The following is a 21,830-nucleotide window of genomic DNA, read 5'->3' as shown; positions in this document are numbered from 1 at the left end:
GACCGCAACGGAGAGTTCATCGTGAAGATTCTTGGTTCATTTCCTTATTTTCCAGAAGACAGTTTGAACGAAATCTTGACTGAGATTCGGTTGGTTCTGAAGAGCGGCAGATTAACTGAAGGACCAAAAGTTCAAGAATTCGAGGAAGAATTCGCAAAATACACCAACGTAAAACATGCCATCGCCGTTAATTCTGGTACAGGCTCGCTGGATATTTCACTTAGGCATTACAAACTTAGGGGTCGAGAAGTTGTTGTGCCGACAAACACTTTCATTTCAACACCGAACTCGGTGATTTTTGCTGGCGGCAAACCTGTTTTTGCCGATATGAACCAAGACACGTTAGGCATTGATGTTGAGGATGTGAAAAGGAAGGTTTCTCCAAATACTGCAGGCGTCATTGTAGTGCACATTGCTGGTTTGGTTTGCCCAGAGATCAATGAACTCAAGGATTTCTGTGAGGATAAAGGGCTGTTTCTTTTGGAGGATGCGGCACACGCGCATGGAGCGTTGATGGATGGCAAAAAAGCAGGAACGTTTGGTGATGCGGGGTGTTTCTCTTTCTATCCAACTAAAGTTATGACTTCAGGCGAAGGCGGAATGATAATAACAAATGACGATGAGCTTGCCAAGGAAGCCCGTTGTGTTCGGGCATGCGGGCAAAATGCAAGTAGGCAGATGGTAACGTTGGGTCATAATTGGCGATTGAGCGAAGTTGCGGCTGTGATTGGCAAGCACCAACTTAGGCATCTGGAAGAATTCTTAACCCAACGTAATCAAGTGGCAAACTGGTATCAAGAAGCATTGTCTGATGTTCAAGGGGTTTCGCTTTTCAAAGTGCCGCCGAATTTTAGGCATAGCTATTACAAGTACCCTTTGAAATTAACCCAAGGAATTGACCGAATAAAACTAAGCGCTCTGATGAAGGAGAAATATAGAATCGAAACTGGGCACGTGTATTATCCGCCTTGCCATCTTCAGCCTTACTACATGGAAACGTTTGGAACCAGAGAAGGCGATTTTCCGACTGCTGAACGTGTTCTCAAAAGCGTGTTGTGCTTGCCAATGCATTGCCTCATCACAAAAGAGAATGTACGGTACATTCGGGATGCTCTTGCCTCAGCAATAAGCGAATTATCGGCTTAATTTTAGATGCAAAATAAGTGCTCTTCATGCCTTGGAGAGAACGAAGAGTTGGTGCTCATAAAACTCGGTTTCCTATCGGGAATCAGAGTTTGATAGGTTCAAGTTTGGAAAGATGAAGTATTGTGACGTTGCTCGGTTAGCGAAAAATGTACCGTTCTGTCTTGATGTTGCTTGTGGGGCAACCCCTTTTCCAAAAGCCAACGTTTTGTGTGACCTCCATGTGGAGCCTGTTCCCGACAGGAGCATGAGGGGCTTAGTGACTGAGGGTAAACCGTTTGTTTTGTGCAGTTGCACTAATTTGCCTTTCAAAGATGAAGCTTTCGATTTTGTAACGAGTTTTTACCTGATTGAGCACATAGCTGACCCATGGAGCCTTTTTAAGGAATTAAAACGCGTTGCCAAACATGGCTACGTACAATGCCCCTCATGGGTCAACGAGCTTTTGTATGGCGAAGGCGTGCATCGCTGGACAGTGCTCAAACGTGGCAACAAGCTTTACGTCAGACCTATAAGTTATGGAGCGCTTTCTCAGCTGAGGTTTGGCTTCATTTTCCACCGATTGTATAAACATCGAACTTGGAAGCTTTTGCACACAATCTTAGATGAGCAATTTCATCTTTTTACTGTCCGCTATGATTTTTAGGAAACATTTCGATGGGCAAGCTGATTCGTTCTTCGAGGCCGTTCTTTCCAAAAGAAGACATCGACCGATTATTGCTTGATATTAGTGCAGTATTGGAAGAGGGGCAATTTAGGAACGGCAAAAACGTTACCCTTTTTGAACAGATGGTTGCCAACTATATCGGTGTTAAGAACGCTGTAGCTTTTGATTCTGATTCAAGTGCTTTTGAAACTGCTCTTCGCTACTTTAATGTGAATGATGGCGAAGTGGTGGTTTGCACAAACAGTTTCATTTCTGTACCAAACAGCGTACTTTCTGCGGGTGGCAAGGTTGTTTTCGCTGATATACGTGCAGACACGCTTTCCATGGACCCGAAAAGCTTGCTTCAGAATATCACGCCAAAAACTCGGGGAGTAATCGTTACACACATCGCTGGTTTTCCTAACCCTGACTTGGAAAGGATAACAGAGATTTGCCATGAAAGCGGGCTTTTTCTAATCGAAGATGCGACGCATGCAATTGGTGCAGCCATCAACGGCAAGAAAGTAGGCAGTTTTGGTGATTCAGCAGTCTTTTCCTTCGCACCAACAAAAGTTTTAACGACAGGGGAAGGGGGGCATGTTAGTGACTAACAATTCAGAACTTGGCGAGTTGGCAAAACAATACAGGTTCTACGGTTCAGGAGCTGGGAAAACTATTTTTGTTGATTTTGGGCGTCACATGGTTTTGCCTGAGATTTCTGCGATTTTAGGCATTTACCAGTTGAATCGGCTTGAAGAGTTCATTTCAAAGCGAAATGAAATAGCTAACAAATACAATGAAATGTTTGAGAAAATCAACACTATAGGGATTGTTAGTTGCCCTGCGTGTTACAGAAGCAGCTATTACAAGTACCCTTTGAAATTAAATGATAAAATAGACAAAACAAAATTCACCCAGTTACTTTTTGAGGATTTCGGCATTGAAACTGGAAATATTTTTTATCCGCTATGTCACCTCCAAACTGTCTACAAAAAGCTAGGAGCTCTTTCGTATGCAAGCTTGTTAACGGCTGAGACTGTTCTTTCTAGAACGTTGGCTCTGCCGATGCATGTGCAATTAACTGCTCAAGATGTTAATTATGTCCTTGAAAAAGTTACTTTTCTGCTTCACGCCCTTTCTTAACTACAGAACTCTACTGGAAATGTATAGAACAATTGTTTAGTGTTCGGGATGTTAATTCCTTACGGCTTTAAGAGTTAGTTTTCCCGCATAACTAATAACTGTAGTTTTTGATTTTTTCGGGAAGATACTTTTATGGTCGAACTTAACCCGAGTATTTCTGTAGTTATTGCAACACTCAACGAGGAAGAAGGCATAGGACCAACCATTAGCGAACTACAACAGGTTTTGGGTAATCCCTACTTGGTTGTGGTTGACGGCAACAGCGTTGACAGAACCATGGAAATAGCGAAGAACATGGGCGCTGATGTTTTGCTGCAAGAGGGCAAAGGCAAGGGAGCCGCTATGTTTCAAGGGTTCAGTCCTCTTTGCTCCAAAGTGCAGTACATCGTTTTCACTGATGCAGATTACACTTACCCAGCAGAGTATGTTCCTAAGATGCTTGAAGTGCTGGAACAGAATCCCCAGGTCGGCATGGTTATTGGCAACAGGTTCAAAGGTCAACATAACCATGACAAGTCAGTCACAAACCCCTTTTATGTAGGTAACAAGTTGCTGGCGTTTGCTCAGTTCGTGATGAACGGCGTTAAACTTGATGACCCCTTGTCAGGTTTAAGGATTGTACGTAGTGAAGTTTTAGATGGTTGGAAGCCAAAGAGTAAAGGATTTGATGTAGAAGCAGAAATGAACGCGTTTGTTGAAAAGAAGGGGTACAAGATTGTTGAGGTGCCGATTGATTATCGTGACAGGCTTGGTGAAAAGAAGCTTAAGCTGAGAGACGGCTTAGGCATAATGAAGAGGATTCTGGTTGAGAGCTTGACCTTTTAAGCTCATGCTTTCTTTGACAGCTCTTTCTTTTTGTTTTTTAGCAGTTGGTTGTGGATTTTTGCTCAGGGTCGGGATTGCGGGTTTAGGACACATGGGTCAGCTTCACATGCTTAATGCGATGCGTGTGGACGGCGTTGATGTGGTGGCTGGAGCCGATAAATACCTAAAGAACCGCAAGTTTGCAGAACGATTTCATGCTAAGAGTTATGATGATTACAGTAAACTGTTAGACTCAGAAGAACTCGATGCGGTTATTATTTCGTTGCCGAATTACGTGAAAAAAGACTGCGTGTTTTACGCGGCTGATAGAGGTCTTGATATTTTTCTAGACAAGCCTATTGCCCGCAACCTTGCTGAAGCCAACGAAGTGCTTGGCAAGGTTAAGAAAGAGAATGTTCGCATGATGGTTGGGGTTAATTACCGTTATTTTCCTTGTGTGCAGAAAATTAAGAGCAAGCTTGATAGCGGAGAAATCGGCGATACTGTCATCGCTACTTCGGAACTTGTAATGAATGGCCCTATTTCGCATGCTCTTGTGCCGGCTCCAGTCCCCGACTGGTGGCTTGACAAGAATTTAGCTGGTGGCGGCGCGTTGCTTGATTTGGGTTACCATTTGATTGATGTTTTGTGCTGGATGCTGGGTGATTTTGATGTCGCTTACTCGTGTTTGGGGCACAAGTTGAATTTACCTATTGAAGATACAGGAACAATTGTTTTGAAATCCAAGACAAGCGATACAACTGGAATAGTTAATGTTGGCTGGTTCTCAAAATCGATTTTCCCAGATTTCAATTTCAGAATCAACATGCACGGAACTGTGAGTTTTGACTCAACTGATCGTTACATTCCAAACAATCCGCGAGTAAACGCCCTCAAAGAGGGACTGTGCAATCTTGCCCGACGGATTATCCAGAAAAAGCCAACTTATCTCTCTTACACGTATTATTACGCCTCTTTTTACAAAATAATTCAGCAGTTTTTTGAGGCGTTAAAGACAGGTGCGGATTTTCCTGTTTCTTTAGACAAGCAGTTGGATGTTATTCGACTGATTGATACGGCTTATAGTAAGAATGAGTGGAAATGAATGACGAAGGTAAGTGTTGCATCAGTTAAGAACCAGACATTTTCCAGCAGCGTTATCGATGACGTGGTGGAACGAGCCATCGATTGCTTGAGTTATGATTTTAGCGGCGTAAAAAATGTTATGATTAAACCGAACTTGTGCTATTACTGGAATGCTTCCACGGGCGAGACTACTGATGGGCGGGTTGTTTGTTCAGTAATAAAATATCTCAAGAAGAAAATTGGGAACGACGTTAACATCACTGTGGCTGAGGCTGATGCTTCGGCGATGCGGACCAAATATGCATTTAGCATCTTGGGTTATAATGATGTATGTCAACAAAACAGTGTGGAGCTAAAGAATCTGAGTGAAGGAAGCATTGTTGACAGAACTGTTGAGGTTGGCAAAGCGAGTTTGACGTTGCCTTTTAATGAGGAGCTTTTGAATGCTGATTTGGTAGTTAATGTGCCCAAGCTTAAAACGCATAATTTCGTCGGTGTCACCTGTGCAATGAAGAACATGTTTGGAGCGATTTCGAAGCCGAGAAAATATGTTTATCATCGTAACATCGAGAATGTTATTGTTGCGGCAAACAAGATTGTGCCCTCTGACATTGTTGTGGTTGACGGCTTGATTGTTCGCGGGTCATGTCCAAAAAAGCTCGGTGTAATCATCGCTGGCGACAATGCCTTGTCAACCGATTTTGTGGCGGCTAAGGCGATGAGTTTTAATCCTAAAAAAATGCTTTACCTGCATTTGGCGGCTAAAGAAAAAATCGGTGCCACGGAAAACATCCATCTAATCGAAGATAACATTACTTTGGCTGAGGTCAAGAAGAACTTTCCGCATTACAGTTACCGCATGCACGCGCTGTCTTGGGATTTGCAGCTTCGGTTGCTGAGGGCTTACACTGCCGTTTCAGGAGACGTTCTTCCACCATTCTTAGAGCAGTAAGCGGTTGAAAAACGGAGTACGAACGCATGGATTGGAGTTTGGCTGTTTGGGTTAGTTTATGTGCTGTTTTCTTTGGGGTTCCAGCCGTTTACTTTGTGTACATGAAGAAGCGTTCATCTTCAGGTTGGGATTTGAACGTGAAAAACGATTATTCTCCTTCTGTTGCCATAATGATACCTGTCTATAATGAGGAGAAGACAATAAGGCTTAAACTGGAAAATCTGTCTAAAGTGTCATATCCGCTTGACAAAATGGAAATCGTTGTGGTTAACGATTCTTCAACTGATTCCACTTTAAGAGAAATTAACCAGTACATCGCAGAGAATTCGTTGCCGAAAATCAGTATATTCAACAGCAAAGTGCACTTAGGTAAAACTGGATGTTTAAACAGCGCTTTGAAAGGCATCAACGCCAGTGTGGTGATAATTTCTGATGCTGACTGCTTTTGGCCGCATGACATTCTACGCAAAGCTCTGGGTTATTTGTCTGACCCAACCGTTGGCGCAGTAACAGGGCGTGAGTTGCTTTTGAATCCGAGGGATAGTTGGGTTACTGTGGGCGAGCAGTATTACGATGCCACTGTGCAGGCGATTAGGATTGGCGAATCTAAGATGCATTCAACAATCTTTTTTCAGGGCGGTTTTGCTGCTTACAAGCGAAGCGTGTTGGAGGAGTTTAATCATTTTACAGATGATTCAGGAACTGCGCTAGACATTGTTCAGAAAAACAAGCGTGCTTTATTGATTCCTGAGGTTGGTTTTTTCACGGTTAGCCCGACGATTTTTAGGGATAAATTTGCCATTAAACTTCGGCGTGCTAGCCATTTACAGAAGTTGTGGGCTAGATGCTTGAGGTTGATGGCGCAGGGTAAGTTGGCATTTCCAAAAAGAATAGCACTTCCAGAAATCATGCTTCATTTAATCAATCCTGTGTTGTTTGTTGTTTTGGCGGTTTTGTCAGTGTTTGTTTTCTTCGCTTATCGGCTGCTTGCTTTGGCGTTGTTTTTTGGGGCATGCGTACTTTTTGCTGTTAAGAAAACTCGCACCATAGCGGTTGAGTTAATTCAGAATAACTTGATTTTGCTTGTGGCTTTGTCCTTTTTTGTTTCTAATCGGAAATTTAGGTTTTGGAAGCCCATTGAGGCATCTCGGTTTGGGCTTAGCGAGAAGTTGCTCCGTGAGCACAAATTAATCTAGAGCCATCTATTGGGAGCAATGTGGTTTGTAAATGGTCACGGTGACGGTTGGATTATGCGTAAAGAATGCCGAGAAGACAATCAAGAAAGCCACAGACAGCTTGGTCGCGCAGACTCTTCCAGCCAAAGACTTAGAGTTAATTGTGGTGGACGGCAACAGCAAAGACAATACGATGCGGATAGTTAAGGACAGCTTGAGAAACGCGCGTTTTAAGGTGCGATTTTTCGCTGAAAGAACTGGTTTGGGCTTTGCTAGGCAACTGGTTGTTTTGGAAGCTACTGGCAAGTATATCGTTTGGGTTGATGCTGACATGGTTTTGCCGCCTGATTATCTGGAAAAGCAAGTTGCGTTTATGGAGAGCCATCCGCGGGTTGGGATTGCTGGTGGACGGTATAATGTGCATGTTGGGTATGGTTTGGTTGCTGATTTAGAAAACATCGTGTACGCGGTTGATTCAACGTTTGGTTTAAGAGCTAACACTTCTAAGTTTGGGGTTTTGCCTGGTGCTGAAGGCGCGATTTACAGGGTTGAGGCGGTTAGGCAGGCTGGCGGTTTTGACACAAGCATCAATGGCGCGGCTGAAGATACGGAGATGACTTACCGTGTTAGGGCGCATGGATGGGAGTTAGCTGTTACAGAGGTGCGGTTTACTGAGTCAACGCAGCTTTCTTGGGGTTCACTTTGGAGCCAATACGTTTGGTATGGTCGTGGTGGGCACTTTATCTTTCACAAAGACCCTGCTTCTTTGAGTCTTTGGAAGATGTCGCCGCTGGCTGGTTTTGTAGCTGGAATTCTGCGTTCACCGGGCGCTTATTTGCTAACGCATAACAAGGCGTTTTTTCTGTTGCCTATGCATTATACGTTTAAGCGTTTGGCTTGGTTTTGTGGGTTCTGTCGTGCGCATTTTGATGGGTATGGTCATGGGCTTTAACGCTCTTTTTTCGAAAGCTCTTACATTAATTATATAATAAATGTCGCAGGTTTGTTGCTTTTTCAGCTACCCCCTATCCCCTATAAAAAGCAAGTTGGACGCTGAGTGGCTGTGGGGTTTACTACGACCATCAAGGGTGCCGGTTGACGGTATGAATTGACAATTTACTACGACCAACCACGGGGGCAATAGCTAACTGTAATGGTCGTAGTAAGCAATGGTCGCAGTAAAGGCCAACAACACAAAAAGGTGAGTCTCACCTACCCTTCCTATAGGTTTTCTGCATAGGTCAAAAATTAGGATGCAAATATGCTGTTCTTTTAAGCTGGTTTATGCATGGAAACTCTTGTAACCATCGGCATATGCGTCTGCAACGGTGGCAAACTTCTCCCAAACGCCATCGAAAGCATTCTTACACAAGATTTTCCGCCTGAACAGTTGGAAGTAATTTTTGTTGACGACGGCAGCCAAGACAGCACCCCAGAAATAATCCAGCGTTACCTGCCGTTTTTTGGTGGCAGAGCCAAGTTCTTAAGCTCCGCTTGGAAGGGGTTGGGTCATGCGAGAAATTTAATCGTGAAAGAGGCAGGGGGTAAGTATGTGCTTTTTGTGGATGCTGATGAGAGGTTAACGAGCGGTTACGTGAAGGCGCAGGTTGAGGTCTTGGAAAAAGATAGCCAGGTTGGAGTCACCGCTGGAGTTTTCAAGACGGTTCCTGACAACTTGATTTTGAACCTTGAGGTCACACCATACATTGTCAATCAAAGAAGCTTTGAGCAACCTAAAAGTTTCATTTGGAAAACTGACAAGTTAATCGGTACTGGCGGAACAGCTTTTAGAACTGAAGCTCTAAAGCAAGTTAAAGGGTTTGACGAGTACATAACGGGCGCTGGAGAAGACACCGATTTAATCTTACGAATAAAAAAGGCGGGCTGGCGGATTCAGCCCAACTTGGCAGAGTTCTATGAATTGCATGGCGGATTATCTAACCTCTTTGAACTGTGGCGGAAATATTTCTGGTACGGTTATAGTTGTCAGAAGAGTTTTCGGCGCATTAAAGACGCTTTTTCACTGCCGCGCATGTCGCCGCTTGCTGGTTTTGTAGCTGGGCTGTTTTATTCGTTTCCTGCCTACAGGTTTCTGCATGAGAAACACGTTTTTCTTTTGCCGTGGCATTTTGGTTTAAAGCAGACAGCTTGGACTTGCGGTTTCATTAAGGGACAATTAAGCAATAATTTCCGTGGTGATTCAGATAAGAATCGGCGTTTTTTGCCCAACACTTAGCGTATATGGCGGCGGAGAATTCATTGCAGTAGCCATTGCCAACACGTTAGCCCAAAACAACCACCACGTAATCCTCTTCACCAGTGAGAGAGTTAATCCAAAAGAAATCAAAGCCTTCTTTGGAGAAACACTCTACCCATCCATCACGAACATCACGCAACCAACACGTTTTCCTCCAAGAGAGTTAGCAGACTTCTACCAAACAATAATTCACTCCTACATCGCAAAAACAAAATGCGACGCCTTCATCGATGCCTTCTCTAACTGTGTGTTTCCTTGGACAGACATCAGCTACATCCACTTCCCATACCTAAACACATCCGCCTTCAGCAAAGAATTTCCCTATCTGGAAAACCCCCGCATCATGCAAGCTGGCACTTTACTACACGTGTTACTAGAAAAAAATCTTGTCAACTACAGCAGGCATTTAGTTTTAGCAAACAGCCATTACACTGCAGACCAAATCAGAAAGTACCAAAACAAAACTGCCCACGTCCTCTATCCACCCTTCGCCTCCACCATCTCGGCAATAGGCAAGGACGCAATCAAAAACTCACACGAAAACCTTGTGGTAACAACCTCGCGTTTTGAATCAAACAAGCTCCTTGAGCGAGTACCCTACATCGCCTTGCAAACAGAAAAGAGCATAAAGTTTGCAGTAATAGGACGATTAACCAACCAAGAAGTCTTAAAGAAACTGCAGAACCTAACCAAAAAACTAGACCTGACTGACCGCGTAAAATTTTACCCTAATGCCTCAGCCGAGCAAAAGATTGCCCTCTTAAAGAGAGCGAAAATCTACCTGCACACTATGGTTGGCGAGCATTTTGGGATTTCAATCGTTGAAGCCATGGCACTTGGTTGCTTGCCCATCGTTCATGATTCTGGCGGAATGAGAGAGTTCGTTCCGCAACAATACCGCTATGAGAGCATGCAAGAAGCCGCCGCAAAGATTGACAACGAAATCGACAACTGGTCAAATGATAGAACTGATGAGATGAAAGAAATTTCCGAGCGCTTCTCCATCTCGAATTTTTCTTCTCGTTTCATGCACCTGTTCTCCAGCCATTATGAGTGAGGATGCTTTCTTTGCATGTTTGCCATGTATGGGAAAGATTTTGGCCTCTAGAAATCGGCGGTCTGGAACGCTACATTTTAGGGTTGACCAATTACTTGGCGAAACATCACAGCGTAGACTTTTCACTCGTGACAGGGCGGACAAAATTTCTGCTACTCACAAAGAACATTAAAAAATTCGAGGACACAGGTTTTCTAAAAGTTTACCGCCTTGGACCAAAACCAGTTGACTTGGTTAACGGCGCTTTCATGTATGTTTTTGGCTCGATGCCTAAGCCCATTGAAAAGATGAAGTTTGCAAGTTTATGTCATGAAGCGGCTAACTGGAAATATGCCAAATCAGCTGATGCGTTTCATATACATGGGATTTGGAAAGATTTAGAATACATCAACCTTGGGATTTTTTTGAGCCGGCACTTCCAAAAACCACTGATTCTAACTCTGCATGGCGCTTTTGTTGGCGACCCATTGATGGGCGGAATGCCGCTGGAATCTTCCACTGTGAGAACCATATTGGAGAATGATGTTGCTGCAATCACTACTTACTCAAAAGAGGTTTTTAGCATATTAGAAAGTATGGGACTTGGCGAAAAGAGTTATTATATCACAAACTTCGTTGACACCCCATACTTTAGCAACAACGGCGCGTCAATTTCACCGCACAAAACTACGATTATTTATGTCGGCAGATTTGAACCAGTACAAACTCCAGACATGGTGGTCAAAGCCTTCAAACAAGTCAGCATCCAATTTCCAAACGCTAAGCTTATCCTTGTCGGCTACGGAACCATGTTTAGCTACCTAAAGACTCTAATCAAAGAGCTAAAGCTAGAACAGTCCGTTGCTATGGTTGGCAAACAAACAGCCGTAAGAAAATACCTCTGGAACAGCGATATTTTTGTTGCAACAAACTTCGGCTACATGGCAACTCTCGAAGCTTTGTCGGCAGGACTTGCTGTCGTCGCCCCACATTTTGGAGTGCTAAAAGAGACAATCAGTCATGGAAACAACGGTTTGTTTTTTGAGCCTGATAACACCGATGAATTAGCGTCTGTCCTGTTAACCCTAATAAAAGATAAGGAACTGAGGAAAAGACTTGCAGTAAACGGTGCACAAACCGCCAAGGATTACGATATCCGTTCTGTGGCACCAAAAATCTTCCAAGTTTATCAATCGGTAGTCAAAAACAGTTGAGCCAAAGTGATTTTTAATCGTGCTTACCTTTTTCAAAACTTTCTAGCCATAGCGGTGCTTTTACAAATCGTGATGTACATCGCGCTTTTCTTTGATTTGCAGCTTGCGCGCCAAGTAATAGGTACAGTTTACCTCACTGTCATTCCAGGCTTAATCGTGGTCAAACTTCTAAAACTCGAAGAAAAATTCGCAACAATCGAGCGTGTCCTTTTCTCAGTCGGCTTCAGCATCGCTTTTTTGATGTTTTCTGGGCTGCTAATCAACGAGTTCGGCTACCTTTTTGGGTTAGGCTTTCCGCTTGCAACTCTGCCCCTTTCGCTCTTCATTAACACCCTAATACTTGTCGGAGCCGCGGTTGCTTACATAAGACAAAGAAAAATCAGGCAACCAGCCACAACAGAGGGCATCAGCTTTAGCCCCGCCCTGCTACTTCTAACTTTGATTCCTCTCTTAAGCATCGTAGGCATATACTTTGTCAACACAACAGGCAACAACACAATCCTGTTAGTCATGATTGTAGCCATAGCCATTCTTGGCGGCGTCAGTACTTTCTTTGAGAAATCAGCAAGCTTCTACATTTTCGCCATCTTCATGATAGCCATAGCGCTCCTGTTCCACGTTTCTCTGCTCTCCAACTATATCGTTCCATTCGGAAGCGACTCCCCGGCAGAACTCTACGTCTTTAGAAACACGCAGCTTAATTCTCACTGGAATCCTGTGTTCGCTTTCCCGGCAGATGAGGGATTGGGCAGATTCAACGCAATGCTCAGCATCACCATCCTGCCAACGGTCTATTCAAACATCATCGGCATGGACGGCACATGGATATTCAAGATTATTTACCCCATAATTTTCGCGTTAGTCCCCATCGCCCTATACCAGCTCTGGCAACCCTACATCGGCAAAAAATTCGCGTTCCTCGCCACTTTTCTTTTTATGGCGCAGTTAACTTTCTTCACCGAAATGGTTGCGCTAAACCGCCAGATAATAGCTGAACTCTTCTTTGTTTTGCTGTTTCTCTTGCTACTAAACAAAAAGATAACGATGCAAAGAAAGTTCATTGGCTTTGCAGTTTTTAGTTTTGGTTTGATATTTTCACACTACGCCTTAGCGCAAATCTTTTTGTTCCTTATCTTAGCGGCATGGAGCACTTCAGTCTTTTATCTCAAAAAACCAAGCCTCAACCTGAAGCTCAACATGATAGTATTCTTGTTTGTGGCTATATTTGCTTGGTACATTTACACGTCGGGCGCCGTTGTTTTTAACAGTTTTTTGTCCTTCACAGGTTACGTGTACAACCAATTAGGCGGCTTCTTTAATCCTGCCTCTAGGGGGCAAGCTGTTTTGACTGGGTTAGGTTTAGCTCAATCTCCCTCGCTACTAAACACGATCAGTCGAGGGTTCGCGTACCTCACTGAAATATTCATTGTCATAGGCGTAGTTGCACTAGTGAGAAAGAAAACACGATTTGCTTTCGAGCGAGACTACACGGTTTTCAGCTTGGTTGCAGTGGCTTTCTTAGTACTCATAACAATCGTTCCTGGACTTGCAAACACATTGTCTATGACGCGGTTCTATCATATTTTACTGATGTTTTTAGCGCCGTTCTGCATAATCGGCATATGGGCGTTTGTGCAGTTCATTCAGAAGCAGGAGGACAAACTGCTTGTTTCACTGCTGGCTGTTATTATTCTTGTCCCTTATTTCCTGTTCCAGACAAACTTTGTTTATGAAGTAGCTGGCGCTGACAGTTGGTCAATGCCGCTTAGCGGTTACAGAATGGATCCGTTGCGTTTCTACGGAGAAGATGGCTACATAGATAGTTACAGTGTGTATGGTGCACAGTGGCTTTCAAGAAACGTTCGTCCTGAATGGAATATTGTAGCAGACAGCGGGCTTTTTACATCGTTGACGGCTTATGGGCTTGTGTATCGAGGTTACGTTTCAGGTTTAAACAATTACACGGTTCTTCGTTCAGGGCAATTTGTATATTTGAGTTACATAAGCATCGGCTATGAACAGTCAATGTGGAACGGTACTCTACCAAAACTGGTCAATCAAACAGACGTTGTCTACTGTAACGGCGGCAGCGAAGTGCGCGCTGTGAAATGAAACATTATCCCTTTCTGGTGGTGCCGTGGCAACCCCTTGTAAGCTAAACCCAAACGATATTTTTGCTACTTCCAATAGTAGCATGGCCTATTGGGATAACTATGTAACCAACTACTTTCTTGCACGCCAACAAACTCCTGAGTGGATCCGCCGGTACATACGAATGTTTTACTTTCAACTTGTCAACCGTGCTCTTGGACAACTTGGCGCCGACAAGAATTTACGTATTCTAAAAGTTGATTTGTGGAACGAAGGTGTTGAAACTTCCCGCGACATTTTAGGTAGCCTTCCCAGTGTGGAGGGGGTTGGTTTTGATTTCTCCAACAGGATTTGCCGTTTAGCTAAGAATAGGCTTCGTAATGTAGGCATAACACAGGCAGTCTGCCAAAACTTGCCTTTTGATTCTGGAAAATTCGATTTAGTTTTGGATTTGAGTACTATTGACCATATCCCCTTTTCGGGGGTTAGCAAGATTTTTGCCGAGTATTATCGTGTGCTTAAGCCCAAAGGGTTGTTGGCAACAGCTTTCTGGCGGTCTACCTTTATCACCAAATATTTCCTTTGTCCTCATGAGGACCAATTTTATTTTGATGAGAAAAAAGTTGCTTGCGTGCTACAAGAAAACGGTTTCACTATAGTAAGTAGCTATGATGTTGGTTCTTTGCTTACCCTCATGGAAAGCAACTTTTGGTTTGGGCAATTTGTTTTTTGGCAACTGAAGCGAGCGTTCGAGGACAAACTGTTAACTTCTGTGGCGACTTTTGAACAGTACTTCTTGAACATGATGGGTGGGCTACACGTTTTCTGTGCTCGTCATCCGTAATGAAATCATGCATGGCTTGGTGGTGCTTGAACGGTTTCATCATTGGGAAACTATTGGGTTTCCATTGTCATCCCCACGTACAAGAGGGTCGGTATGCTTGCGCTCTTGCTTTCAGCGCTAAAACGGCAGACCTACCGTAACTTTGACGTGGTAGCCGTGGTTAAGCCATCGGGTGACGGCACTGAAGATTTACTCAAACAAGAATCTGCTCAATTAACAATTACCACGGTGTTGCAGACTCAGGGTCACATTGTTGACGCGTACTTTTTGGGTATTAAGAAATCCACAGGCGACATCGTTGCGCTTCTTGATGACGATGCTATTCCAGCTGATGACTGGGTTGAAGAAACAGTAAAAATCTTCAAAAACTCAAGCATCGTCGCAGTTACAGGGGATTCATTTCCCGCGTTGTTAAACAGTGGCAACATAAAAATTATCCCAGAACGTGAGTTTCCCAGTGTTCTATCACGCTACGAGTTTGCCTTGTTCGGGCGTCCACTCAAAGGGCTTGAACAATACAAGAATTGCGTAACAGACTCAGGGCTGGTCTATGAGCGGGGCAATAATGCTTACTGGCGCAAGCACGGCGTTGTAAAAGCGTTGCTTCGTGGTCCTTCCATGGCGGTTTTAGGCGATGTTTTGCGGAGCATAAATTTGGCGGGTGATTGGATTCTTGGCTGTGCTTGGGAAATGGTGTTAGGATGGCAAATCTGGAAGCAAGGGTTTGAGATGATTTACAGCCCAAACGTGAAAGTGTACCACCTTGTTCATGGCAGAACGGCAAGTCGTGATTTTTTGAGCCCTAGGTGTGACCTTTTGTGGGCTGTTGAGGCTGAACTGCTGTTTTATCGTTTGTACCGTGATGAGCCGCAGCTTTCGGTTATTAGTAAATTGGAATCTGACATCATGCGTGTTATCTACAGTTTGATGCATTTGCGTTCTAATTCAAAGTATCAGTTGCGCAAAATTGAGGGCATCATGTTAGGGAACATAATCGGAGCAAAATGGGTCATATACAAACTGTTGAGTTCATCTTATTCCCCTCTTGCTGATTTGGCGAGATTCAAGTCCAAAGAAACCTAACTGTTTTCCAGTAATATTGGAGTGCATCTTTTGTTGTCACAGGCAGACCCACTTGTCTCAGTCATCATCTTAAACTTCAACGGCAAAGATTGCTTAACGAGCTGTCTGGATTCAGTGTTAAAGAACCAATACAACAACTTCGAAGTCATCGTTGTGGATAATGCCTCAACAGACCAAGCCCTGCAAACCGCAGAAGAATTGTTTGGCGCTGACTCGAGGCTTAGAATAATCAGGAACGGCACGAATTTGGGGTTTAGCGGCGGCAACAACGTCGGCTTTGCTCACTCCCATGGTGACTACATTGTTTTCTTAAACAACGACACCATAGTCGCCCCTGATTGGCTAACTACACTGGTCAGTATCATGCAAAACGATTCAACCATCGGTCTAGCGCAAAGCCTAATTTTAACCATCGACGGGCAAAGAATTCAGACAGCAGGCTGGCTCTTTAGCAACTACCTCATACATAAATGTACACTATGCGCTGATAAACCAAGCAACATGCAGTTGCTACCAGTTTTTGAGGTTTCTTTTGTCTGCGGAGCCTGCATGATGGTTAGGCGGGAAATAGTTGAAGTGATGGGGTTGTTTGACCCTAAAATTCCTTTTTTCTACGATGACACGTTGCTTTCTTTGAAAACTAGACTGGCACAAAAAAGAGTCGTGACGGTTTCTGGGTCAAAAATTCGCCATGCCGGTGGAGCAACAAACGTGTGGAAAACAAAGTTCACAACGTATCATTTGCTCAAGTCAAACTTGTGCCTACTATTTGATATTTATCCGCGGCTGACTGATTTGGCAAGAGCATTGCTTGTTAACGCTTTTCATATAACAAGTAACACTTTTTTCTGCGTGAAAAAGAAAAACATAGCCGCCATTGTCGGAAACATTTCTGCATTAGTTTGGAGCATTAAAAATCTTGGGCATCTATGGCAAAACCGTCTCGATCACTGGAGCAAAACTGCGATTTCACCAGAAAATCTGAAAAAGGCTTTTGTTAAAATTAATCTTCCCACTGCCTTGTACCTTTTGCCCTCCAAGCTTTGCAATGATAGCCTTTCTTTTGCGGTAAGTAAGTATGAGAACATGATACTCAAGGACTGATTAAATTCTTTCTTAGGCTGTATTAGAATTAAAGCCAGTTTTGTAATAGCAAGCTAAATATTTCTGATTCATCAAATATTTCTTAGGCAAAGACCTCGTTTTTAGGCGAAGATTTTGAAATTCATGAAAACTTTTTTCGCCATTCTGTTGGTATCAATAATTTTAGTGATAACTATCATTTTTGTCTTTAACTTGCCAGCTACACCCAGTAACATAGAAAACCCTAATTGGCTCATCGGTTGGGATTACCGAAAAAGGCACAGTATTGAAGGGTCATATTGTGCAGGCACCGATTACCAGATAAAAATAATTACTTACTACGGGGAAGGTGTTGATTCTCGCTCAGAAGTGTTTCTTAATGCCAAATGCCAGAGAAGCTTTGACGATGTTCGATTCACAGACGATGATGGCTTAACCATGCTTGACTATTGGTTAGAAACAAAAAATGATGGAGACAAGGCGGTGTTCTGGGTTAAAGTTAATGATAATCTCGATGTTGACCAAGACATTTTCATCTATTACGGTAATAAAACAGTCGCTAGCGCAAGCAACATAAACAAGACATTCCCATTCGCAGACGATTTCTCAGCTGATCTAAACAGTTCTAAATGGAGACTGTTCGGTGCAGGAAAAGTAACAATTTCTAATGGTGAATGTAAATTAGAATCCGTGCCCAACCCAAGAGGCTGGATATACATAATCGGCAAAACTTTAGTTGGCACGAACTATGCTGTGCGTTTCCGCTCCTTAGTTATTGAACAAGCAGATTACCGCTGGACACACCATGGTTTCGCAACAATCTACAACTCCACCGGCACCGGTGGAAGAATAGACGAGTACCCAAATTACATAACCGCAAGCCAAGAAGCAACTTTTTACGCTTGGTCATTTCGGTCGAGGGCTTACTCTAACACGTCAAGGCTCGACTTATCCAACTTTGCGCCGCAAGTAGAAACATTTTACACTTATGAAATTCAACGCAACGGTTCAACAAACGTCCTGCTGAAGTCAAACGATATATTTCAGGGAAGCGTGAGCACTAATGTTTCTGAGGAACAAATGGGTGCAATGTTTTCAGCCGATAACGGTGGCTCAAACTTGTATGCTGTTACAGTGGTGGATTGGGTTGTCATCCGCAAATACACAGCAAATGAACCTGCGCAGAGTGCGTGGGGAGCTGAAGAGACCATATTCGGAAAAAACATTTTGGTGTTCCTTTAGACCGATAAGCTACCGTAATCGGTCAAACCAAGCTGCATTACAACACTAATTTTGAGAAGAGATAATTTTGCTAAAGCAACAAAAACGCAGCCTTCTTGACGAGTGCAGAATTGTTGATTTCCCAAAAGTAACTGATTACCGAGGCAACCTCTCAGTCATCGAAGAGAACAAGCAAATTCCCTTCAAAATAAAACGAGTTTACTACTTGTACGATGTGCCAAGCGGAGCAAGTCGTGGTGGGCATGCTCACAAAGCGCTACAACAGCTTGTTATAGCTTTGAGCGGAAGCTTTGACGTTGTCTTAGACGACGGGTATAGTCGGCACCGATTTTTCCTCAATAGGCCACACTACGGGCTCTACATTCCCGCACGAATCTGGCGAGAACTAGAGAATTTCTCCTCAAACTCGGTTGCTTTATCGCTTGTTTCCCAAGTTTACGATGAATCTGACTACATTAGAGACTATGATACTTTCAAAAGGATGGTTGAGAATGGCTGGAGAGAAACAAAAAGTGGTAATTATCGGTGAAGGTGAAACCGCGGAGCTTGCTTACGACTATTTCAAAAGCGACCCATGCTATGAAATAGTGGCCTTCAGCGCGGAAAAAGTCCACATGAAAAGGCAAGTGCTCTTTAGCCTTCCAGTCGTGCCCCTTGAACAAATTGAAGAATACTACGACCCTAAGAGCCACAAAGCGTTTGTTGCAATTTCTTATACGCAACTGAACAGGCTCCGCCTCAGGCTTTGTAACATTACCAAACAGAAAGGCTACTCTCTTTGCACATACATAAGCCCCAGAGCATTCATAGGCGCGGGGGCCCAAATCGGCGAGAACTGCTTCATCTTAGAGAATGCGAGCATTCAACGAGGCGCAAAAATCGGCGACAACGTGACTATCTGGAGCGGAAGCTTGGTGGGGCACCGTTCAGTTGTTAGAGATAACTGTTTTATTGCGTCGCATGTCGCCATCTCTGGCTTTTGTGATATAGGCGAGAACTGTTTTTTAGGCGTGAACAGTTGTGTGGGCAGTGGCATAAAAATCGCCAGAGACTGCGTTATCGGAGCGGGGGCTGTTGTTATTGCTCAAACAAATCAAGGTATGGTTTATGCTGGTAACCCAGCTAAGCCGCTGAAAAACAAGAAATCGCAAATGTTTATCGCGGGCGCAGAAACGATATGACCATTCTTGAACCCCAAAGCAAAAGACGAACCAGAGATAAAACATTAAGAGTAGCAGTCTACAGCCCTGAAAACAAAGGCTTATGGGACAGGTTTGTCTCTGAATCTAAAAACGGCGTTTTCCTCTTCTACAGGAATTACATGGAGTATCACCAAGACAGGTTCCGCGACCACTCGTTGCTGTTCTTTAAGGGAGGCAAACTTGTCGGTGTTTTGCCTGCAAACTTGGATGGGCAGACGCTGTATAGTCACGGTGGTTTAACTTTTGGCGGCGTAGTATCAGGATATGATATGACACAGCCGTTGATGCTTGAGATTTTCGGTAAACTGTTTGAGCACTGCCAAGTGATAGGCATAAATCGTGTTGTTTACAAAGTGGTGCCGTATATTTACCATTCTGTTCCAGCAGACGAGGACCTCTATGCCTTATTCCGTTATGGCGCTGAATTAATTGCACGCAACGTTTCTTCCTGTATACAACTATCAGAGAAGAGACCTTTTGATTCAAGCAGAAAAGACAACTTAAGAAAAGCCAAACGAAATGGGCTCTTTGTCCAAGAAAGCAGAGATTTTGAATCCTTTATGAAAATAAGCCAAGAAATATTAAACGAGCGTCATGGAGTCAAACCCGCGCACACCGCACAGGAAATTAAGCTTTTAGCCTCACGTTTCCCAAATAACATTAAACTTTTTACCTCATGCAAAGACGACGAGATGCTTGCGGGCGTAATCATGTACGAGAGCAAGAACGTTGCACACATGCAGTATGCCGCCAACTCAAAACTGGGCTGGAGTCTCGGCGCCCAAGACTTCATAGAAGACTACCTAATCAACCATTACTACAAAAACAAGCGGTACTTTGATTTTGGAATTTCCACTGAAAAATCTGGACAGGCGCTGAATTTAGGGTTGATTAGGCGCAAAGAAGATTTTGGTGCAAGCGCCGTCATGTACGACATCTACCAAATTCGCGTTTAGTTTTAACGTTTAGTTGGCTTAACAAATGGTTTTAGTAAGTGTTTTGATGGCTTCCTACAACCACGAAAGATACCTATCAGAAGCCATTGAAAGCGTGCTAAACCAGACCTTCCCAGACCTCGAATTAATAATCGTTGATGACTGCTCCACCGACAACTCGAAACAAGTCATTGAAAAGTTCCTTGCCACGGATAAGCGAGTGCGAGCGTTTTTCCACAATAAAAATATGGGAATTGCTAGAACAACAAACGAGTGCCTAAACGCTGCCACAGGCAAGTATGTCTCTTTTGTAAGCTCAGATGATGTTTGGGCGCCGTCTAAGCTCGAAAAACAGCTTAGCATTTTGAGAAGGGACGAAGACAAGGTTGTCTGGTCTGAAGGCATCATCATAAACAGCGAAGGTTTTCCCACTGGCCAAACCTTCACGCAGATGAACGCTTGTGGAAATAAACCTAAAAACGGCAGAATCTTTAGAGAAATCATAAACGAGAACTACATTTTTGCCCAAAGCCTTCTGTTTAAGCGAGAATTCTGCCGCAACTTATCCTTCAACTGCAACCTGAAGTACTTAAGCGACTATCAATTCATGGTTGACCTCTCCTACAACCACGATTTCGTCTTCATCCCCGAGCCCTTAGCTAAGTACCGCATTCACGGCAAAAACACGATCTTTAGAGACCAAGCCAACTGGCTAAAAGACCGTGTACTTTTGAGAAGTTACTTTCTTGAGCGGTACGGCAACAGTCTGTCAAAGCACCTCAAAGGCAACTTGTACTTGAAGATAGGCGAAGCATACTTGGGTCTGGGGCAAAAAGGCTTAGCGAAACAATACTTTTTTGAGGCACTACGAGTTGATTCCTTCAGCAAAGAAAGCCTTCTCTACTTCACCCACGTTGCAACAAAAGCCGATAGCTTAGCACACAAGTTTCTGCTACAATTCTACCTAAAGCTATTCAGCGGAGTTGCCTGATTGAGTCTAGTAAGCCTCGTTAAAATCCCCAAAAGCAATGAGCATCCAATGGGACAGGCGATTCGTCAAGCGCTCAACCTAATCGATTACGCCTTCGACAGAAGCGTTCGGAAAGTTGTGATTAAGCCTAATTTGTGCTATTATTTTGATTGTACGACTGGTCAAACCACTGAGCCGCAGTTCGTGTCAGAGCTGATTGACGTGTTACGGGAGGAAATCTCGGGGGATGTGGATGTTGCGGTTGTGGAATCTGATGCTTCTGCGATGCGTTGCAAGTACGCTTTTAGGATGTTAGGGTTTGAGAAGCTTGCCAGCGAAAAAAATGTGCGGCTGGTGAACTTATCTTTAGATGAGAGCCAACGCGTTGATGCCACCTGTAACGGCAAGAACTACAGTTTTTTGGTTCCCAAAACCATCCGTGACGCCGACTTGCGGATTAACATTGCCAAAATCAAGTATACTGTTGACCCAATCAAGTTAACGTGCGCTTTAAAGAACATTTACGGTTGCAACCCTTACCCAAAAAAATACACGTACCACTCCGACCTTGGCAACGTAATCGTCGCCTTAAACAAAGCTATGAAGTTCAACCTATGCCTAATCGACAACAAAATTGCCTCAGGCATTCAGCCGCGCAGGCTAGATTTAGTCATGGCTAGCCGTGACCCAGTGGCGATTGATTTTGCAGCAGCAAAAATAGCGGGTCTAAATCCGTACAGGATTGCGTATTTAGCGTTGGCTGAGCGGGAAGGAGTGGGCAAAAGAGCCTACATTCCACGTGGCGAATCTCTCGAGTTTTTTCGGGCTTTGTATCCTAAGCCGACATTTAAGATAAAAGCTAAAACGCGTGCCCGCCAGCTTCTGGTCGGTGTAGGACTTGGTGGACGGTTGGGTCTTGAGTAA

22 protein-coding genes are annotated in these 21,830 nt (G+C 43.8%); all 22 read left to right on the top strand.

Annotated features, from left to right (window positions below; genetic code table 11):
* The first annotated feature begins 21 nt into the window (after positions 1 to 21).
* The 22 genes from NWE95_04810 to NWE95_04705 all read left to right on the top strand — a co-directional run bounded on the left by NWE95_04810 (position 22) and on the right by NWE95_04705 (position 21,830).
* On the top strand, positions 22 to 1,146 hold the full coding sequence (locus NWE95_04810; protein ID MCW4003218.1) for a DegT/DnrJ/EryC1/StrS family aminotransferase: 1,125 nt from the start codon (positions 22 to 24) through the stop codon (positions 1,144 to 1,146).
* Positions 1,147 to 1,258: 112 nt separating this feature from the next.
* A complete protein-coding gene (locus tag NWE95_04805) occupies positions 1,259 to 1,789 on the top strand; it encodes a class I SAM-dependent methyltransferase (protein ID MCW4003217.1) in 531 nt (176 codons plus the stop codon).
* Between the two features lie 11 nt (positions 1,790 to 1,800).
* The gene (locus NWE95_04800) at positions 1,801 to 2,400 is read left to right on the top strand and encodes an aminotransferase class I/II-fold pyridoxal phosphate-dependent enzyme (protein ID MCW4003216.1); all 600 of its coding nucleotides are present in this window, start codon (positions 1,801 to 1,803) and stop codon (positions 2,398 to 2,400) included.
* A complete protein-coding gene (locus tag NWE95_04795) occupies positions 2,393 to 2,932 on the top strand; it encodes a DegT/DnrJ/EryC1/StrS family aminotransferase (GenBank protein MCW4003215.1) in 540 nt (179 codons plus the stop codon). Before NWE95_04800 ends, NWE95_04795 begins: the two co-directional genes overlap by 8 nt.
* A gap of 132 nt (positions 2,933 to 3,064) precedes the next feature.
* Positions 3,065 to 3,757 (top strand): glycosyltransferase family 2 protein, encoded by a 693-nt coding sequence (locus NWE95_04790; GenBank protein ID MCW4003214.1) that lies wholly within the window; start codon positions 3,065 to 3,067, stop codon positions 3,755 to 3,757.
* A gap of 4 nt (positions 3,758 to 3,761) precedes the next feature.
* Complete coding sequence (locus NWE95_04785; GenBank protein MCW4003213.1) at positions 3,762 to 4,841, top strand: Gfo/Idh/MocA family oxidoreductase; 1,080 nt, start codon at positions 3,762 to 3,764, stop codon at positions 4,839 to 4,841.
* Complete coding sequence (locus tag NWE95_04780) at positions 4,842 to 5,774, top strand: DUF362 domain-containing protein (GenBank protein ID MCW4003212.1); 933 nt, start codon at positions 4,842 to 4,844, stop codon at positions 5,772 to 5,774.
* 26 nt (positions 5,775 to 5,800) lie between these two features.
* A complete protein-coding gene (locus tag NWE95_04775) occupies positions 5,801 to 6,970 on the top strand; it encodes a glycosyltransferase (GenBank protein ID MCW4003211.1) in 1,170 nt (389 codons plus the stop codon).
* 31 nt (positions 6,971 to 7,001) lie between these two features.
* Positions 7,002 to 7,901: a glycosyltransferase gene (locus tag NWE95_04770; GenBank protein ID MCW4003210.1), complete on the top strand. Its 900-nt coding sequence runs from the start codon at positions 7,002 to 7,004 to the stop codon at positions 7,899 to 7,901.
* 336 nt (positions 7,902 to 8,237) lie between these two features.
* Positions 8,238 to 9,185 carry a glycosyltransferase gene (locus NWE95_04765; GenBank protein MCW4003209.1) on the top strand — a complete coding sequence of 316 codons (948 nt, stop codon included), beginning with the start codon at positions 8,238 to 8,240 and terminating at the stop codon, positions 9,183 to 9,185.
* Positions 9,142 to 10,263: a glycosyltransferase gene (locus NWE95_04760; protein ID MCW4003208.1), complete on the top strand. Its 1,122-nt coding sequence runs from the start codon at positions 9,142 to 9,144 to the stop codon at positions 10,261 to 10,263. The genes NWE95_04765 and NWE95_04760 overlap by 44 nt, the downstream gene beginning before the upstream one ends.
* Positions 10,264 to 10,274: 11 nt before the next feature.
* A complete protein-coding gene (locus NWE95_04755; protein MCW4003207.1) occupies positions 10,275 to 11,456 on the top strand; it encodes a glycosyltransferase family 4 protein in 1,182 nt (393 codons plus the stop codon).
* 6 nt (positions 11,457 to 11,462) lie between these two features.
* Entirely contained in the window at positions 11,463 to 13,568 is a 2,106-nt protein-coding gene (locus tag NWE95_04750) for a DUF2206 domain-containing protein (protein MCW4003206.1), read from the top strand.
* 25 nt (positions 13,569 to 13,593) lie between these two features.
* Entirely contained in the window at positions 13,594 to 14,391 is a 798-nt protein-coding gene (locus NWE95_04745; protein ID MCW4003205.1) for a class I SAM-dependent methyltransferase, read from the top strand.
* Positions 14,392 to 14,433: 42 nt separating this feature from the next.
* Positions 14,434 to 15,474 (top strand): glycosyltransferase family 2 protein, encoded by a 1,041-nt coding sequence (locus tag NWE95_04740; GenBank protein ID MCW4003204.1) that lies wholly within the window; start codon positions 14,434 to 14,436, stop codon positions 15,472 to 15,474.
* A gap of 33 nt (positions 15,475 to 15,507) precedes the next feature.
* On the top strand, positions 15,508 to 16,578 hold the full coding sequence (locus NWE95_04735; protein ID MCW4003203.1) for a glycosyltransferase family 2 protein: 1,071 nt from the start codon (positions 15,508 to 15,510) through the stop codon (positions 16,576 to 16,578).
* Between the two features lie 123 nt (positions 16,579 to 16,701).
* On the top strand, positions 16,702 to 17,799 hold the full coding sequence (locus NWE95_04730; GenBank protein MCW4003202.1) for a DUF2341 domain-containing protein: 1,098 nt from the start codon (positions 16,702 to 16,704) through the stop codon (positions 17,797 to 17,799).
* A 67-nt stretch (positions 17,800 to 17,866) separates the two neighbouring features.
* On the top strand, positions 17,867 to 18,328 hold the full coding sequence (locus NWE95_04725; GenBank protein MCW4003201.1) for an FdtA/QdtA family cupin domain-containing protein: 462 nt from the start codon (positions 17,867 to 17,869) through the stop codon (positions 18,326 to 18,328).
* Positions 18,291 to 18,980: an acetyltransferase gene (locus tag NWE95_04720; GenBank protein MCW4003200.1), complete on the top strand. Its 690-nt coding sequence runs from the start codon at positions 18,291 to 18,293 to the stop codon at positions 18,978 to 18,980. Before NWE95_04725 ends, NWE95_04720 begins: the two co-directional genes overlap by 38 nt.
* On the top strand, positions 18,977 to 19,957 hold the full coding sequence (locus tag NWE95_04715; GenBank protein MCW4003199.1) for a GNAT family N-acetyltransferase: 981 nt from the start codon (positions 18,977 to 18,979) through the stop codon (positions 19,955 to 19,957). Before NWE95_04720 ends, NWE95_04715 begins: the two co-directional genes overlap by 4 nt.
* A 25-nt stretch (positions 19,958 to 19,982) precedes the next feature.
* A complete protein-coding gene (locus NWE95_04710; GenBank protein MCW4003198.1) occupies positions 19,983 to 20,927 on the top strand; it encodes a glycosyltransferase in 945 nt (314 codons plus the stop codon).
* Positions 20,928 to 21,830, top strand: coding sequence for a DUF362 domain-containing protein (locus tag NWE95_04705; protein MCW4003197.1), 903 nt, complete (start codon positions 20,928 to 20,930; stop codon positions 21,828 to 21,830).

The organism is Candidatus Bathyarchaeota archaeon (assembly GCA_026014725.1).
In the GTDB taxonomy this organism is placed as follows: domain Archaea; phylum Thermoproteota; class Bathyarchaeia; order Bathyarchaeales; family Bathycorpusculaceae; genus Bathycorpusculum.
The sequence above is the reverse complement of the archived record's forward strand: the minus strand, read 5'-3'. Positions and strand labels throughout refer to the sequence as shown.

Bases quoted from the DNA above. Each gene is read 5' to 3' on its own strand.
- NWE95_04805 (MCW4003217.1), top strand. From the start codon at position 1,259: ATGAAGTATTGTGACGTTGCTCGGTTAGCGAAAAATGTACCGTTCTGT.
- NWE95_04800 (MCW4003216.1), top strand. From the start codon at position 1,801: ATGGGCAAGCTGATTCGTTCTTCGAGGCCGTTCTTTCCAAAAGAAGAC.
- NWE95_04790 (MCW4003214.1), top strand. From the start codon at position 3,065: ATGGTCGAACTTAACCCGAGTATTTCTGTAGTTATTGCAACACTCAAC.
- NWE95_04785 (MCW4003213.1), top strand. From the start codon at position 3,762: ATGCTTTCTTTGACAGCTCTTTCTTTTTGTTTTTTAGCAGTTGGTTGT.
- NWE95_04780 (MCW4003212.1), top strand. From the start codon at position 4,842: ATGACGAAGGTAAGTGTTGCATCAGTTAAGAACCAGACATTTTCCAGC.
- NWE95_04775 (MCW4003211.1), top strand. From the start codon at position 5,801: ATGGATTGGAGTTTGGCTGTTTGGGTTAGTTTATGTGCTGTTTTCTTT.
- NWE95_04770 (MCW4003210.1), top strand. From the start codon at position 7,002: ATGGTCACGGTGACGGTTGGATTATGCGTAAAGAATGCCGAGAAGACA.
- NWE95_04765 (MCW4003209.1), top strand. From the start codon at position 8,238: ATGGAAACTCTTGTAACCATCGGCATATGCGTCTGCAACGGTGGCAAA.
- NWE95_04730 (MCW4003202.1), top strand. From the start codon at position 16,702: ATGAAAACTTTTTTCGCCATTCTGTTGGTATCAATAATTTTAGTGATA.
- NWE95_04720 (MCW4003200.1), top strand. From the start codon at position 18,291: ATGGCTGGAGAGAAACAAAAAGTGGTAATTATCGGTGAAGGTGAAACC.
- NWE95_04715 (MCW4003199.1), top strand. From the start codon at position 18,977: ATGACCATTCTTGAACCCCAAAGCAAAAGACGAACCAGAGATAAAACA.
- NWE95_04710 (MCW4003198.1), top strand. From the start codon at position 19,983: ATGGTTTTAGTAAGTGTTTTGATGGCTTCCTACAACCACGAAAGATAC.